Genomic DNA, 14,990 nt, shown 5'->3' with positions numbered 1-14,990 from the left:
GCCGGTCCGGCGTCAGTGCGGTGCGAGCGGGGCGGACCCGGCAGGGCGGACCCGGCCGGTGACCTCGCCCAGGCCGATGCGGGTGCCGTGCGGGCCGGGCGCGGTCGCGCTGACGGTGACCTCGTCGCCGTCCTCCAGGAAGGTGCGGGTGGAGCCGTCGGGCAGGTTCAGCGGGCGCTCGCCGTTCCAGGCCAGCTCGATCAGCGAGCCCTCGGTGCCGTGCTCGGGGCCGCTGACGGTGCCCGAGGCGTAGAGGTCACCGGGGCGCAGGCCGGCGCCGTTGACCGTCATGTGCGCGAGCTGCTGGGCCGGGGTCCAGTACATGCCGGCGAACGGCGGCCGGGAGACGACCGTGCCGTTCAGCCGCACCTCCAGGTCGAGGTCCAGGCCCCACGGCTCGGCGTCCTCGCGGTCGTCGAGGTACGGCAGCGGCGCGACGTCGCGAGCGGGCGGCGCCGTGCGCGCGTGGTCCAGCGCGTCCAGCGGCACCACCCACGGCGCCAGTGAGGTCGCGAACGACTTGCCGAGGAACGGGCCGAGCGGCACGTACTCCCACGCCTGGAGGTCCCGCGCGGACCAGTCGTTGACCAGGCACACCCCGAAGACGTGGTCGGCGAAGGCGTCCAGCGGCACGGGGACGCCGAGCGGTGAGGCGGCGCCGACGACGAAGCCGACCTCCGCCTCGATGTCCAGCCGGCGGCTCGGCCCGAAGCCGGGGGCGTCCTGGTCGGGGGCCTTGCGCTGGCCCCGCGGGCGGATCACCGGGGTGCCGGAGACCACGACGGTGCCCGAGCGGCCGTGGTAACCGATCGGCAGGTGCTTCCAGTTGGGCGTCAGCGGCTCGCTGCCCGGCCGGAACAGCCGCCCCAGGTTGGTCGCGTGGTGCTCGGAGGAGTAGAAGTCGACGTAGTCGCCCACCTCGAACGGCAGGTGCAGGGCGACGTCCTGGCGGGGCAGCAGGCACGGCTCGACGGCCGGCCGGTGGTCGGCGTCGGTCAGCCAGGCGATCAGCGCTGCCCGCACCTGGGTCCACACCGGACGCCCCGCGGCCAGCAGCGGGTTGAGCGCCGGCGCGGAGAGCGGCGCCGCCACCTCGCGCAGCGCCTGCGTGGCGTGGGCGGCGGCGCCGGCGTCCAGGACGTAGTCGCCGATCGCCACGCCGATCCGGCGGCGTGAGGGCTCGTCGGGCGTGGTGAACACCCCGTAGGGCAGGTTGTGCACGCCGAAGAGCGCGTCGTCGGGCAGTTCCAGCCAGCAGGCGGTCATGAGCCATCCAGGATCGGGGACGGAAGGGAGGGCAGGGGCGGTGCGCCGGCCGGCCGGGCGAGCAGCCCGAGCGCGGCCAGGTCGTCGAGGGGTTCGTCGATGCCGCACGTGCCGTAGGCGGTGAACAGTCCCCGGTCGGTCACGCCGGCGACGGCCGCGGCCAGTTCGCGGCCCGAGGTGCTCTCCAGCAGCGCGACGGCGCGGCTGATCGGGTCCTGCGCGGGATCACCCTGCGGTCCGGCCGCGGCGGTGGCGGTCGGGTCGCCGGCGGGGGTGGCCGCGACCGTGGCGGCCAGGATGTTCAGGAAGCCGTGGTGGGTGAAGCCGGTCGCGGGGTCGGTGTGCCGCACCGCGTGGTGCAGGCCGGCGGTGCACTTGAACGGCAGGCCGCGCTCGGCGCACCCGGTGAGGAAGGCGGCCAGCTCGGCCACCGGCGGGAAGGCCGCGGACTCCAGGCCGCCGGTGCGGTACTTCGCCCGGTAGGGCGAGGCGGCCACCGTGTCCAGGGCGGCGGCGAGCCCGGGACCCCGCCGGATCTCCAGCACGCCGGCCGTCCCGGACGGCAGGGTGCGCTCCAGCACCGCGATCCCCCGGGCGGCGGCCTCCGCGGGTGTGCCGCCCGCGTCGGGGCCCAGTTCGACGCCGGCCAGCCGCAGGCTCGGCCACGCGGCGAGCGCGTCCAGCGCGGGCGCCAGCGCGACCGGGCCGGCCCGTACCACCAGCACCACGTCGAGCGGGCCGTCCGCGGCGGCTGTGCCGCCCACCTCGGCGATGCGGTCCGCGCCGACCAGGAAGGGGCCGACCAGCGCCGCGTACCAGGCCGAGCGGTGCACGCGGTGGGCGGGGACGGCGGCGGCGACGGGTGCGTTCCCCGGCGGGAAGAGCGCGGCGTCGTCGCACAGTCCGGCGAACAGCGGCGGCACGGCGGGGGCCGCGGACGCGGCGGCGCGGGACGGGGTCACGGCGTACTCCCAGGTGGTGCCGGTGGATCGGGACTCGGACGGGCGCCGCGGGCGGCGCTCGGGCGGGGACGGACACAAGCCAGTACAGGCCCAGGAGGGCACCCGTGACAACATCATCGCGAGGCACTGGACAATCTGACCAGCCGATAGCGGGTTCAGCGGATTTTTGCCATCGGAATGCCCGCCTGAGCCGCCGCCCTGCCCTCCGCCTCGCCTCCCGGTGCGATCCGGCCCCCCGCGGGGCGGCCCGACCAGTGTGACCACCGCCGCAGCGGGAAGAGGAGAAGAGGGGAAGGGAGAGCGCGATGCGGACCACCCTGAGATTCTGGCGCTGGCGCCCCAATCCGCTGCGGCGGCGCAGCGACCGTACCGAGGCGTGGGTGGTGCTCGTGGCGGGTCTGCTGCTGTGCCTCGGCGCTCCACTCGCCGGGACGGCCGCCGGTCTCGGCATGGTGAAGCACTCCCCGGGACCCACCGCCGCCTGGCACCGCGCCACCGCCGTGCTGGTGGACGACGCGTCCTCGGCGCCCGCCACCGGCTGGAGCGCGGTCGGCGTCGGCAACGTGCGGGTCGCGGCCGAGGTCCAGTGGACCGCGGCCGACGGCACGCTGCGCACCGGCGACGCGATGGTGGCGCCGAACAGCAGGGCAGGCCAGCACGTCGGGATCTGGCTCGACCGGCACGGCACGCTGCGCAGCGACCCCGCGGACCCGGCGCAGGCGCAGGCGCGCGCCGTGGTCTTCGGGCTGATGGTGGCCACCGCGGTGTGCCTGACCGCGCTGGCCGCGCAGGGTGCGGCCGTCGCGCTGCTCAACCGCCGGCGGGTGGCGGCGCTGGGCCGGGAGTGGGCGCAGGTCGGGCCGATCTGGGGGCGGCACCCCGCCTGAGCGCGCCGGGCGCGCCGCCGGGGTGACCCGCGCCGGGCCGCCGGGTCCACCCGGATGGCCCCGTGAGGGAACCCCTCTGCCCCGGAACGGGTAAGGCATCGACCCGACCGCGTGGAGGACCCCATGCCCGACGCCCCCGCGTCCGCACCGCTCACCGACGAGGAACTGGAGGCGCTGAACGCGCACTGGCGGGCGGCGAACTACCTCGCGGTGGGCCAGATCTACCTGATGGCGAACCCGCTGCTGCACGAACCGCTGCGCCCGGAGCACGTCAAGCCGCGGCTGCTGGGGCACTGGGGCACCTCCCCCGGGCTGAACCTCGTGCACACCCACCTCAACCGGGTGATCGGGGCCCGCGGCCTGGACGCGATCTGCGTCTGGGGGCCCGGCCACGGCGGCCCTTCGGTGCTTGCCAACTCCTGGCTCGAAGGCAGCTACACCGAGACGTACCCGAACGTCACCAGGGACGCGGCGGGGATGCGGAGGCTGTTCCAGCAGTTCTCCTTCCCCGGCGGGGTCCCCTCCCACGTGGCTCCCGAGACGCCCGGATCGATCCACGAGGGCGGCGAGCTGGGCTACTCGCTGTCGCACGCCTACGGCGCCGCGCTGGACAACCCCGGCCTGCTGGTGGCGTGCGTGATCGGCGACGGGGAGGCGGAGACCGGGCCGCTGGCCGCCTCCTGGCACGCGAACAAGTTCCTCGACCCGGTGCACGACGGCGCGGTGCTGCCGATCCTGCACCTGAACGGCTACAAGATCGCCAACCCCGCGGTGCTGGCCCGGCTGCCCCGGGCGGAGTTGGACGCGCTGCTGCGCGGCTACGGCCACGAGCCGATCCACGTCACCGGTGACGACCCGCTCACCGTGCACCGGGCGATGGCCGCGGCCATGGACACCGCGCTGGACCGCATCGCCGCCTTCCAGGAGGCCGCCCGCGAGCGGGGCGCCACCACGCGTCCGGCCTGGCCGGTGATCGTGCTGCGCACCCCGAAGGGCTGGACCGGACCGGCCGAGGTCGACGGCCTGCCGGTGGAGGGCACCTGGCGCGCCCACCAGGTGCCGCTGTCCGAAGTCCGCACCAACCCCGAGCACCTGCGGCAACTCGACGCGTGGCTGCGCTCCTACCGCCCCGCCGAGCTCTTCGACGACCAGGGGCGCCCCCGCCCGCAGGTGCTGGCGTGCGTGCCGGCGGGCGCGCGGCGGCTCGGCGCGAATCCGCACGCCAACGGCGGCCTGCTGCTGCGCGACCTGCCCCTCCCGGACCTGCGGACCTTCGCCGTGGCGGTGGACCGGCCGGGCAACACGCTCCACGAACCCACCCGCGTGCTGGGCGCGTTGCTGGAGCAGGTGATGGCCGACACCGCGGACCGCCGCGACTTCCGCCTCGTCGGCCCGGACGAGACCGCGTCCAACCGGCTGCAGGCCGTCTACGGCGCCACCGGCAAGGCGTGGCAGGCCGAGGTGCTGGACGTCGACGAACACCTGGACCGGCACGGCAGGGTGATGGAGATCCTGTCGGAACACACCTGCCAGGGCTGGCTGGAGGGCTACCTGCTGACCGGCCGGCACGGCCTGTTCTCCTGCTACGAGGCGTTCGTCCACATCGTCGACTCCATGGTCAACCAGCACGTCAAGTGGCTGCGCACCACCCGGGCGCTGCCCTGGCGCCGTCCCATCGCCTCGCTCAACTACCTGCTCACCTCGCACGTCTGGCGGCAGGACCACAACGGCTTCTCCCACCAGGACCCCGGCTTCATCGACCACATCCTCAACAAGGCGCCCGAGGTCGTCCGGGTCTACCTGCCGCCGGACACCAACACGCTGCTCTCGGTCGCCGACCACGCGCTGCGCTCGAAGGACTACGTGAACGTCGTCGTCGCCGGCAAGCAGCCGACCTTCGACTGGCTGTCGATGGACGCCGCCCAGGCGCACTGCGCACGCGGCGCGGGCATCTGGGAGTGGGCCGGCACCGAGGACAGGCGGCGCGAGCCCGACGTCGTGCTGGCGTGCGCGGGCGACGTGCCCACCCAGGAGGTGGTGGCCGCCGCCCAGTTGCTCCGCCACCACCTGCCGCAGCTGGCCGTGCGCGTCGTCAACGTCGTCGACCTGGCCCGGCTGCTTCCCAACGACGAGCATCCGCACGGCATGTCCGAGCCGCAGTACCACGCGCTGTTCACCCCGGACAAGCCGGTGATCTTCGCCTACCACGGCTATCCGTGGCTGATCCACCGGCTCGCCTACCGCCGCACCGGGCACCGCAACCTGCACGTGCGCGGCTACAAGGAGATCGGCACCACCACCACGCCGTTCGACATGGTCGTCGCCAACGACCTCGACCGCTACCGGCTCGTCATGGACGTCATCGACCGCGTCCCCGGCCTCGCCGTCCCCGCCGCCCCCGTCCGCCAGGTCATGGAGGACACCCGGCTGCGCCACCACGCCTGGATCCGCGAACACGGCACCGACCTGCCCGAAGTCGCGGACTGGGCCTGGGAGGAGTGAGCGGCCCGATCGCGGCCGCACCGGCGCACCGCTCCTCGCCGGGCCGCGGCCCCGGTAGGCTCCTCCCGCCTCAGCAGCCATCGGGGAGGGACCTCACGTGCAGCGCCACGCCGCGATCATCCGGCTCCGGCCGGAGAGGGAAGCCGAGTACCGGGAGCTGCACGCGGCCGTCTGGCCGGACGTGCTGGCCGCCCTCGGGCGCGCCCACATCGGCAACTACTCGATCTTCCTGCGGGACGGGCAGCTCTTCAGCTACCTCGAGTACACCGGCGACGACTACGCCGCCGACACCGCGGCCATCGCCGCCGACCCCGCCACCCGCGCGTGGTGGCTGCTCACCGACCCCTGCCAGCAGCCGGTCGACGGCGCGGCCGAGGGCGAGTGGTGGGCGCCCCTGGAAGAGGTCTTCCACCTCGACTGAGACGCCGCGCCCCGCACGGGAGCCGCGGACCGGGAGCCCACGCGCTCAGACCGCGCTCAGACCTCCTCCGGCTCCGGCAGCCAGCGGTGCGACCAGGCGATGACCGCCTCGATCACCGGCTCCAGCTCGCGCCCCTTGTCGGTGAGGTGGTACTCGATCAGCGGGGGCGCGCCGCCGCCCTGGGGCGGCGGGCCCACCCGGCGCTCCAGCAGACCGTTCTCCTCCAGGGTGCGCAGCCGCTGGGCGAGCATCGTGTCGCTGAGCCCCGGCACCGCCGCCCTGATGTGCGCGAACCGGTGGCCGCCGGTGAAGACGGCCCTCAGGATCGCCCCGGTCCAGCGGCCGCCGATCAGTTCGATGGCGGAGTGGTACCGCCGGCACACCCGGTGCACCTCGGCTGTCGACGCCTGTTCGGTCATGCTGGGAACTCCCCTCACCCACCCGCCGTACCTGCCCCGGCCCCCGCGCCGTACGGTGTGCTCCACCGTACGGCGCGGGGTACCGCCCGCCGCCGCTCAGGCGCCGTGCGGCCCGTCCGCGAGGACCGGACGCAGCGCGCGCAGCGACTTCTCGACCCGGACCAGCTCGTCCAGCATCGTCTTGGCCGAGGCGGTCATCACGTCGTTCGGCACGATCCTGCCCTCGTCGTCGAGGAACTGCTGGACGAACGGGATGGACACCGCCTCGACGACCGGCGACATCTTCACCGTGGTGACCACCTGCTTGAGCATCTGCACCGCGCGGGTGCCGGCCGACACGCCCCCGTAGCTGACGAACCCGAGGGCCTTGTGCTGCCACTCGTGGTGGAGGTAGTCGATCGCGTTCTTCAGCTCGGCGTTGAACCCGTAGTTGTACTCGGGCATCACGAACACGAAGGCGTCCACGGCGGCGACCCGGGCGCTCCAGGCGCGGGTGTGGTCGTGGCTGTACTGGCGCAGGCGGGGGTGGCTGGGCTCGTTCATGAACGGCAGCGCGACCTCGGCGAGGTCGATGAGGTCGATCTCGTCGAAGCCGCCGTGCGCCCGCGCCTCCTCCTCGAACCACTGCGCCACCGGCAGTCCCACCCGGCCGGGCCTGGTGCTCGCCACAATGATTCCCAGCTTCGCCATCGCGTTGCTCCTCGCAAGATCGTCGGCACATCCGTGCGTCCGGACGCGAAGACGCCCGGCTTGGCACTAAGAATAGCTTAGTGCCCAGCCCATCGAGGACCGCGGACACCGGCACTCGGCCCGCGTCACCGTCTGTGGCAAGCTGTGGCCCCGGCGGAGGCCGAGCAGAGCCCAACCACGGAGGGACGGGAGCGGGGGATGCCCGATCTGGGGTACGACCTGACCGCGCTGGAGACGTTCAGCGGGCAGCTCAACACGGTGAAGAAGGGGCTTGAGGAGAGCCACTCGGCCATCGACTCCTACGACTCGGACTACGGTCACGGCACGGTGCGCGACGCCATGCACCACTTCGAGAGCCACTGGCGCGACGGCCGCGGCCACGTGGAGCACACCGCGGGCAGCCTGGCGTCGATGGTCACCGAGGCGATCAAGGCCTACACCAAGGTCGACGAGGACCTGGCGAAGCAGCTCACCCGGAAAGCCGGCGAGTGAGCCCGGCCACCGGTCAGGGCCCCCGGCTCGACGCGGGCTACGGCTACGCGCTGGACGTCCCCGACAGCTGGTTCGAGGTCGACGTGCGGCCCGCCACCCGGGCGGCCTCCGCGGCCGACCTGGTCAACCGGCGCATCACCGACCTGCCCGAACTGCGCGAGCGCCGCGCGGACATCGTGCGGCTGGTGCGCAACCAGGCGGCCGCCGCCTGGGACGCGGGCGCGGTCTACTGCGCGGTGATGGCCGAGCCGGTCGCCGACGGGCTGCTGCCGGCCTGCGTGACCGTCTCCTTCCTGCCGGGCCCGGTCGACGCCGACAGCGGCGCGCCGGACCGGCTCTCGCCGCTGCTCGCGACCTTCCGCACCAAGTCCGCCCGCGGCGAGGGCGATCCGTGGACCGAGGTCACCACGGTGGACCTGCCACGGGCCGGAACCGCCGCGCGCACCTACGGCGTCGAGGACGTCGAGGACCCCGACGCCGGATCGGCGTCCGGCGGCGGGCTGACCCGTTCGGTGCGCGTGGTGATCATGCAGACCTACGTACCCGTGCCGGACGTCAACCGGATCGCGGTCGTCACCTGCAGCAGCCCGGCGGTCGAGGTGGCCCCCGCGCTGCTCGACGTCTTCGACGCGATCACCGGGACCTTCCGGCTCCGTCCGGCCGCCGCACTCGTGGAGGAAGTCTGAGATGGCTCGTCCGACCGACTGGCACGTCCTGGACCTGCACGAGGACCCGACGCCGGGCGACGTGCAGCGGATTCGTGAGCTGTCCCGCAGGACCCGGACGATCGCGGACACCGCGGACGGCGCGGCGCGCAACGTGCGCAGCCTGGCCGGCGACCAGGCGACGATGTCGTGGATCGGCGCCGCGGGCGACGTCTTCAAGGACGCGATCGGGAAGTTCCCCGGCCAGCTCGACAAGGTCGCGCACTCCCACCACATGGCCGCAGACGCGCTCGACGGCTACGCCACCGACCTGGACCACGCCCAGGGCCAGGCCGACCGCGCGCTGTCGCAGGCCCGCGAGGTCTACGACACCGTGCAGTCGCTGCACAGCCGGCTGGCGACGGCCGCCGGCACGCTGAGCGGGCTGGACAAGGCCGGCGGTTCCTCGCCGCAGCCCCCCGACCCGGCGCAGGTCAAGGAGCAGGCCCGCAAGCACACCGCCGCGCAGGCCGACGTCGACTCCCTGACGTCCCAGCTCAGCGGTCCGCAGGCGCAGTTGGAGGCGGCGAGGAAGCTGGCCGGGCAGGCCGCCTCGCTGCGCGACGGGGCGGCGCAGACCGCGGGCAGGAAGCTGCACGACGCGGCGGACGCCGGCATCCCCCCGGACTCCTTCTGGCACAAGCTCGGCGAGATAGCGGCCAAGGTGTGGCACGGGCTCATCGTGGTGGCGAAGATCGTGGTGGCCGTCGGCGGCATCATCGCGCTGATCATCGGCGGCCCGATCGCCTGGATCGTGTTCGCGGCCGCGCTGCTGGTGCTCGCCGACACGCTCTACAAATACAGCCAGGGCCAGGCGTCACTGTGGGACGTGGGGCTCGCGGCGCTGAGCTGCATCCCGATGACCAAGGGCCTGACCACGCTCGCCGAGCTGCGCACCGCCTTCGAGGCCGGCGGCCTGCTGGGCGCGGGCACGCACCTCCTGGGCGCCGGCTGGGGCGCGGTCAAGGGCATGGGCACCGCGGCCAAGGCCCTGTGGGAGGGCCGCAGCGCGCTGCCCGGCCTGCTGCGGGCGCTGCCGTTCACCGCCTGGGGCAAGCTCTCCTCGATGGCGACCGACCTGCGGTACGGGGCGGCCGGCGCGTTCACCGGCTTCGGCGCCGGATTCGGCGACGGCGCGGGCTTCTTCGGCTCGATGAAGAACGGTTTCTCCGAGATGTCCGCGGGCTGGCGCGGCGGCCGGGACGCGGCGGGGCTGCTGCCCTCGCAGGCGGCCCGCGGCTGGCAGGGCTCCGGCGGCTATCCGGGCATCGACCTGTGGCAGGACACGACGCTGCCGGCCGGCACCCGGCTGGAGGCGCTGCACCCCAAGCTGACCGGCTTCGTGATGCCGGAGGGCACGATCGCCTCGCTGGGCGGCGACAGCGACGCGATCAGCCGCGGCGTCCAGGTCGGCCCGTCCGACCTGAACAAGTTCATCGAGCACAACTACCGTGTCGAGGGCGTGCAGCTCCAGGTCAACAGCGACCTCCCGGTGGCGGGCTCGAAGGCGGTGGCCAACTCCCAGTTCGGCGGCGGCGGCCTGCCGCAGTACTTCGTCCCGGACATCGGCGCCCACATCGACAGCGGCGCGATCTCCGTGGTGGACGCCGCGGGCCACCGGCTGCCGGTGAGCAACGGCTTCGTCGACCTCAGCGGCGGCGGCCGCATCCCGCTGAACAACTTCGACCTCGCCCCCGGCTCCCCCATCCTCACCAACGCCGCCACCCAGCGCACCGCGGAGGGCGGCGCCACCATCGTGAGCGGCGTCACCCGGGTGGGCCAGGCGGGCGCCGACGTCACCGCACCGAGCAGGTGAAGCAGATGAGCACACCATCCGAGCAGCCCGTGCCGGTCCAGCCGGCGGGGACGGGCGACAACCCGCACGCCCACCTGGACCCGGTGGTCGCCGCGGAGGTCCGTTGGGGCAACCGGGTCGAGCGGGACTGGCACATCACCGACCCGCACTTCGGCTACTGGGACCTGACCCTGGCCCGCCCCTTCCACCTGGAGCGGCTGCGCGCGGAGTTCCGCTTCCCGCCGACGATCGGGCTGGCGGCGGTCGCCTCCCGGCCCGGCGGCCAGCGCGCGTCCATGTCACTGGGCGACAGCGCCAACCTCGTCGGCATCACCGCGCCGCTCCCGGCCGGGTGGCCCGACGCCGACGCCGACATCGGGCTGAACGCGTCATGAGCGAGTCCGCCGAGGGGCCCGTCGAGGTCACGCCGCTGGTCTTCAGGATCGCCGACAGCACCGTGCTGATCGGCGTGCGCACCACGGAACGCGGCCCGGAACCGCTGTTCACCGACGTCGGGGGCGAGCCCTGCGCGGTGGCGTACACCGACCCGGAGGAGATCAGCGGCGACCTGCCAGAGGGATACCGGCTGTTCCAGATCCCGGTGCCGCTGCTGCTGACCCAACTCCCGCCCGGCTGCGGGCTGCTGATCAACCCGCGGGCCGCCTCGCCGCTGCTCGTCGCCGCGGCGGAACGCGACATCGTGCTCGCGGCGAGCGTGCCGTTCCCGTCCGGGGCGTTCATCGCGATCAAGTCCGGCGGCGACGAGCAGCCGCGGCTGCTGGCCGCCGCCCTCCCCCGGATCGAGTTCACCGCGGTCCGCCGGGTCTACGTCACCCGCTACCGGGTGGCCGACGCGCGGGAGAAGGTGCTCGTGGTCTACGAGACCGACCCGGCGCCGGGGGCCGACTCGCTCGCCGCGGACGGTTTCGCGGCGGCCGCCGCCGAGACGGGGCTGGCCGACCCGATGCAGGTGGTCGCCCTGGCGGACGTCCCCGAGACCTTCCGCGCCATCCTCCTCGCCGACGTGCCGCCCGCCTACGTACGCCCCGACCTGGTGGAATGAGCGGCGGGGCCGCGCCCCGAAACACTCCGCGAAATACCGCGTTCCGCGCATAATGCCTTCACTGCCCGCGTTTTCTCCGTCCCGCAGTGGAGGTCCCCCGCATGGCCGCAGCCGCCCCGCCACCGGCCGGGGGGCCGCGCCGGCGGGGCGCGCGATCGCGCCGGCAGGGCCTGTGGGCGCGGTGGCACCGCCGGGCGGAGCGCACCTGGGCGGCGGCGCAGCGGCGGTTCCCGGTGATCACCGAGCTGACCGCCCGGCTGCTGTCGGTCAACGTGCTGGACGCGGCGACGCGCCTGGCGGCGCAGCTCTTCCTGACCGCCGTGCCGCTGGTGTTCGTGGCCGCGGCGCTGATGCCGGGCAGCGTGCGGGACCAACTGGTGACGTCCACCCGGGACCTGTTCGGGCTGACCGGCGCCTCGGCGGAGCAGCTGCGCGAGGTGTACGGGGCCGGGGCCGGCGGCTCGCACGAGGGCCTGCGCGGGACCACCGGCGCGATCGGCGCGGTGATCGTGCTGCTGTCGGCCACCGCGAGCAGCCGGGCGATGGCCCGGGTGTGCGAACGCGCCTGGCTGCTGCCCCGCGCGGGCGCCAGGGTGGCGGTGTGGCGCTGGTTCGTCTGGCTGGTGGCCTGGGGCGCGGTGCTGGTGCTGCAGGGCCCGCTGCGCAAGGGCTTCGGCCTCGGGCCGCTGCTCGGGGTGCCGCTGCTCTTCCTGGCCGACGTCGCCGTGTGGTGGTGGACCCAGCGGCTGCTGCTCAGCGCGCGGGTGCCCTGGCTGCGCCTGCTGCCGGGGGCGCTGCTGACCTCGGCCGCGATGACGGCGCTCTCGGTGACCGCCCGGTTCTACATGCCGCTCGCCCTCAACCGGAGCATCGCCACCTACGGCTCACTGGGCTCGGTGTTCACCCTGCTGTCGTGGCTGATCGCCTGCTGCGCGGTGATCACCTTCACCCTCACCGCCGGCGCGGTGCTGGCCACCGAGCCGCCGCTGGCGCCGCTGCTGGACCGCGAGCGTTTTGCGCCGGACACGTGACGGCACGTCAACAACCGTGCCAGAGTTGACTGTTATGACGCGAGGGGAAGCGGGCCACAGGATCTCCATCCGGTTGACCGGCGACCAGGCGCAGCACCTCAAGGCGCTGCGGAGCTGGTTGAGCCTGGAGGAGTGGTTCACCGACGCGCAGGCGCAGTACGGACTGAGAGTGGTCTACCGCGGGCGCGACGGCAGGGAGCAGGCGGCGGGGCCGGACGGGCCGCCGATGGGCGGGGTCGTCACCGAGATCGTGCTGGTGCTCGCCGGCGCGGCGCTGAACCCGGTCATCAACGACCTGTACGAGCACGTGAAGACCTCCGTGCACGCCTTCACGACGAACCTCAGCGGCGGGGAGCGCCGGATCGAGGGCCGGGTCGCCGTCGAGGACTCCTCCGCGGGCGCGGACGACGCCGAGGACGCCACGGACGCCACCGACCGCACCGGCGGCGCGGCGACCGACGACGCGGCGGGGGCGTCCGGCCCGCGGGACGGCGAGGCCGGAAGGATCGGTTAGCCGACGTGCCGGCCCGCGACTACGACCCCCGGGGCAGGGCCAGCCGCGCGCTGCTGGTCGGGGTGGACCGCTACACCCATGACGAGAACCTCCCGGGCGTCAAGCGCAACCTGGGCGCCCTGTTCGACGCGCTGATGAGCGGCGGCGTCTTCGGCGCCCACGAGGTCAAGGTCGAGTCCCCGCAGACCGGCACCCAGTTCCTCCAGTACCTGGAGCGCGACCTCAAGCAGGCCCGCGGGCTCTTCCTGCTCTACTTCGCCGGGCACGGCAGGGCCCCGCAGGACGGCGGCGACCTGCTGCTGGCCTGCGGCGCCTCGGAGCGCTTCGACGACGACAACGGCCCCACGTACAGCGAGGCGGTCTCCTGGCGCACCGACGTGCTGCCCCGGCTGCGCAACGCCGCCCGGCAGCAGCACGTCGGCCAGATCGTGGTGATCCTGGACTGCTGCTTCGCGGGCAACGCGCTCAGGTCCTTCGGCGCCGGGGACGTGCAGGCCGGCAGCGACCGGATATCCGTCCTCACCTCGGTCCAGGTCAACCGGCGCATCCCGGCGGGCAACGGCAGCCGCGCCACCCCGTACACCGAGCAGCTGGTGCGGCTGCTGCACAACGGCGTCGAGGAGGGCACGAACGTCATCCGCGTGGTACCCCTCGCCAAGGCGCTGCGGCAGGCGATGCGCGACCGCACGACCGTCGAGGGCGACCCGTGGGTGCCGCGCTACCACCGCGCGGAGACCGACCACGAGGTGGTGATCGGCCTGCGGGCCGGGCTCGACGACCCGCTGTGGCAGCGCGCCGGCGAGACGCTGGCGGCCTGGGCGACGTCGCTGCGGGCCTGGCCGCGGAGCCGGCTGCGGCGCGCCGGCGGCGGCTCCGGCGCCCTGCCGGTGGCGCTGACCGCCGCTGCGGTGGTGCTGGCCGCGGCCGGCGGCTACGGCACCTACCGGCTGGCGAGCGGCCACCCGCCGTGCGCTCCGCCGCTCGAACTGCGGGTGCTCACCGACCCCGACGTCGCGCCGACCGTACGCCAAGCGGTGTCCGGGTACCTCGCGTCGTCGGAGAACCACGGGGCCGGCGGCTGCCGGCGCTCCGACATCGACGTGGAATCGCCCAAGGCGACCGACGTCGTGACCGGGCTGCAGCAGTCGCTGCGCTGGCAGAACCCGTCCGGCGACGGCGACTTCCAGCCGCAGCGCGACATCGGCGCCCAGCCGGACGTCTGGATACCCGGCTCCAGCACCAGCCACGCCCGCGCGGACAACGGGGAGGGCCCGGTCACGCTGCGGAACCTCGGATCGATCGCGTCCTCCCCGATCGTGCTCGCGGTGCCCCGGTCCGTCCCTGCGCCGCCGGACAACGGCGCCGACCGGCATCTGAACCAGCTCGTGGCGGACGTGCGGACCGCGGACCCGAAGACCGTACTGCTGCGCGACGACCCGGAGTTCACCGACTCGGCGCAACTGGCGACGGTCGCCCTCTACGGCGCCAACGCCATCGACGAGCCGGTCGGCGACGCCGGTGTGCGGACGGTCGAGGAGCAGACGCAACGGCTCAGCCCGGCGCCGCGGAGCTCCTACGAGCTGATGCGGGAGCTCAACGGGGCGCGGGAGCTGAGGGAGGACGCCGCGGTGCTGCTGCCCGAGCAGGTGATGGCGCAGTTCAACGCCAGGTCCGCGGACTGGCTCGGCGGCCAGGCCGATCAGCTCGGCCGGCGGGTTCCGCTGTACCCCGACGACGTGGGGAGCCTGGACCTGCCGTTCGTCCAGGTCACCTGGAGCGGGGGCGCGGACCCCGACGCGCAGGCGAGGCGGGACGCGGTGGCGCACCTCCACCACTGGCTGGCGGGCCCGGCGGGCCTGGCGGTCTTCACCGACGCGGGATACCGCGGCCCCTCCGCCGGCGACGACCAGGCGCAGCCGGCGGACGGCGACTCCTGGCTGGTCGCCTCCGGCGGCGCCGCGACGAGCCCGGGGAGCGTCGGCTACCGGGTGGCGCCGGCCGCCGTGGCGAAGGTCCACGCCAGGAGCGTCCTCTATCCGGCCCTGCTCGCGGCGGTGCAGCGGCCGCGCACGCCGTACTACGGCGCCTTCACCGAGGCGCTGCAGTCGCAGGTCCACCAGTGGATCACGGCGACCGGGCCGCTCCCCATCGACACCTTCGCGGACACGCTGGACCGGAAGCTGAGGGACGCGCTCGGCGGCAGGTGACAGCCGCGGCCCGGTTATCGCACAGCCGTTCGAATGT

Annotated in this window: 15 protein-coding genes; 11 read left to right on the top strand and 4 right to left on the bottom strand. The window is 74.2% G+C overall.

From position 1 onward, the window contains the following. Window positions 1-12: 12 nt before the first annotated feature. Window positions 13-1,266, bottom strand: coding sequence for a fumarylacetoacetase (gene fahA, locus V2S66_RS23355; RefSeq protein WP_330798087.1), 1,254 nt, complete (start codon window positions 1,264-1,266; stop codon window positions 13-15). Next, the gene (locus V2S66_RS23350; RefSeq protein ID WP_330798085.1) at window positions 1,263-2,228 is read right to left on the bottom strand and encodes a hypothetical protein; all 966 of its coding nucleotides are present in this window, start codon (window positions 2,226-2,228) and stop codon (window positions 1,263-1,265) included. Before V2S66_RS23350 ends, fahA begins: the two co-directional genes overlap by 4 nt. Window positions 2,229-2,533: 305 nt before the next feature. On the opposite strand from V2S66_RS23350, the gene V2S66_RS23345 reads away from it, so the two are divergent. From V2S66_RS23345 to V2S66_RS23335, 3 genes are all read left to right on the top strand, one after another. Continuing rightward, window positions 2,534-3,115: an Rv1733c family protein gene (locus V2S66_RS23345; protein WP_330798084.1), complete on the top strand. Its 582-nt coding sequence runs from the start codon at window positions 2,534-2,536 to the stop codon at window positions 3,113-3,115. A gap of 123 nt (window positions 3,116-3,238) precedes the next feature. Beyond that, window positions 3,239-5,617: a phosphoketolase family protein gene (locus V2S66_RS23340; protein WP_330798082.1), complete on the top strand. Its 2,379-nt coding sequence runs from the start codon at window positions 3,239-3,241 to the stop codon at window positions 5,615-5,617. Window positions 5,618-5,714: 97 nt separating this feature from the next. Beyond that, entirely contained in the window at window positions 5,715-6,038 is a 324-nt protein-coding gene (locus V2S66_RS23335) for an L-rhamnose mutarotase (protein ID WP_330798080.1), read from the top strand. 56 nt (window positions 6,039-6,094) lie between these two features. Here V2S66_RS23335 and V2S66_RS23330 read toward each other — a convergent pair whose 3' ends face one another. Beyond that, window positions 6,095-6,457, bottom strand: a complete 363-nt coding sequence (locus tag V2S66_RS23330) for a winged helix-turn-helix transcriptional regulator (protein ID WP_330798078.1) — start codon at window positions 6,455-6,457, stop codon at window positions 6,095-6,097. A 96-nt stretch (window positions 6,458-6,553) separates the two neighbouring features. Continuing rightward, on the bottom strand, window positions 6,554-7,147 hold the full coding sequence (locus V2S66_RS23325; protein ID WP_330798076.1) for an NADPH-dependent FMN reductase: 594 nt from the start codon (window positions 7,145-7,147) through the stop codon (window positions 6,554-6,556). Window positions 7,148-7,345: 198 nt separating this feature from the next. On the opposite strand from V2S66_RS23325, the gene V2S66_RS23320 reads away from it, so the two are divergent. From V2S66_RS23320 to V2S66_RS23285, 8 genes are all read left to right on the top strand, one after another. Beyond that, complete coding sequence (locus tag V2S66_RS23320; RefSeq protein WP_330798074.1) at window positions 7,346-7,639, top strand: DUF6507 family protein; 294 nt, start codon at window positions 7,346-7,348, stop codon at window positions 7,637-7,639. Next, window positions 7,636-8,325 (top strand): hypothetical protein, encoded by a 690-nt coding sequence (locus V2S66_RS23315; RefSeq protein WP_330798072.1) that lies wholly within the window; start codon window positions 7,636-7,638, stop codon window positions 8,323-8,325. Before V2S66_RS23320 ends, V2S66_RS23315 begins: the two co-directional genes overlap by 4 nt. A gap of 1 nt (window position 8,326) precedes the next feature. Beyond that, the gene (locus V2S66_RS23310) at window positions 8,327-10,159 is read left to right on the top strand and encodes a WXG100 family type VII secretion target (RefSeq protein WP_330798071.1); all 1,833 of its coding nucleotides are present in this window, start codon (window positions 8,327-8,329) and stop codon (window positions 10,157-10,159) included. A 5-nt stretch (window positions 10,160-10,164) separates the two neighbouring features. Further along, window positions 10,165-10,533, top strand: a complete 369-nt coding sequence (locus tag V2S66_RS23305; RefSeq protein ID WP_330798069.1) for a hypothetical protein — start codon at window positions 10,165-10,167, stop codon at window positions 10,531-10,533. Then, window positions 10,530-11,201, top strand: coding sequence for a hypothetical protein (locus tag V2S66_RS23300; RefSeq protein ID WP_330798067.1), 672 nt, complete (start codon window positions 10,530-10,532; stop codon window positions 11,199-11,201). Before V2S66_RS23305 ends, V2S66_RS23300 begins: the two co-directional genes overlap by 4 nt. Before the next feature lie 101 nt (window positions 11,202-11,302). Then, window positions 11,303-12,232, top strand: coding sequence for a YhjD/YihY/BrkB family envelope integrity protein (locus tag V2S66_RS23295; RefSeq protein ID WP_330798066.1), 930 nt, complete (start codon window positions 11,303-11,305; stop codon window positions 12,230-12,232). Window positions 12,233-12,305: 73 nt separating this feature from the next. Continuing rightward, window positions 12,306-12,746, top strand: coding sequence for a hypothetical protein (locus V2S66_RS23290; protein ID WP_330798064.1), 441 nt, complete (start codon window positions 12,306-12,308; stop codon window positions 12,744-12,746). 5 nt (window positions 12,747-12,751) lie between these two features. Then, complete coding sequence (locus V2S66_RS23285; protein ID WP_330798062.1) at window positions 12,752-14,953, top strand: substrate-binding domain-containing protein; 2,202 nt, start codon at window positions 12,752-12,754, stop codon at window positions 14,951-14,953. Window positions 14,954-14,990 lie beyond the last annotated feature (37 nt).

The sequence above is a fragment of the Actinacidiphila polyblastidii genome, from assembly GCF_036353415.1.
In the GTDB taxonomy this organism is placed as follows: Bacteria; Actinomycetota; Actinomycetes; order Streptomycetales; family Streptomycetaceae; genus Actinacidiphila; species Actinacidiphila polyblastidii.
The sequence above is the reverse complement of the archived record's forward strand: the minus strand, read 5'-3'. Positions and strand labels throughout refer to the sequence as shown.

Coding starts and splice junctions, on each gene's coding strand:
- fahA (WP_330798087.1), bottom strand. CDS start 1,266: ATGACCGCCTGCTGGCTGGAACTGCCCGACGACGCGCTCTTCGGCGTG.
- V2S66_RS23345 (WP_330798084.1), top strand. CDS start 2,534: ATGCGGACCACCCTGAGATTCTGGCGCTGGCGCCCCAATCCGCTGCGG.
- V2S66_RS23340 (WP_330798082.1), top strand. CDS start 3,239: ATGCCCGACGCCCCCGCGTCCGCACCGCTCACCGACGAGGAACTGGAG.
- V2S66_RS23330 (WP_330798078.1), bottom strand. CDS start 6,457: ATGACCGAACAGGCGTCGACAGCCGAGGTGCACCGGGTGTGCCGGCGG.
- V2S66_RS23325 (WP_330798076.1), bottom strand. CDS start 7,147: ATGGCGAAGCTGGGAATCATTGTGGCGAGCACCAGGCCCGGCCGGGTG.
- V2S66_RS23320 (WP_330798074.1), top strand. CDS start 7,346: ATGCCCGATCTGGGGTACGACCTGACCGCGCTGGAGACGTTCAGCGGG.
- V2S66_RS23310 (WP_330798071.1), top strand. CDS start 8,327: ATGGCTCGTCCGACCGACTGGCACGTCCTGGACCTGCACGAGGACCCG.
- V2S66_RS23305 (WP_330798069.1), top strand. CDS start 10,165: ATGAGCACACCATCCGAGCAGCCCGTGCCGGTCCAGCCGGCGGGGACG.
- V2S66_RS23300 (WP_330798067.1), top strand. CDS start 10,530: ATGAGCGAGTCCGCCGAGGGGCCCGTCGAGGTCACGCCGCTGGTCTTC.
- V2S66_RS23295 (WP_330798066.1), top strand. CDS start 11,303: ATGGCCGCAGCCGCCCCGCCACCGGCCGGGGGGCCGCGCCGGCGGGGC.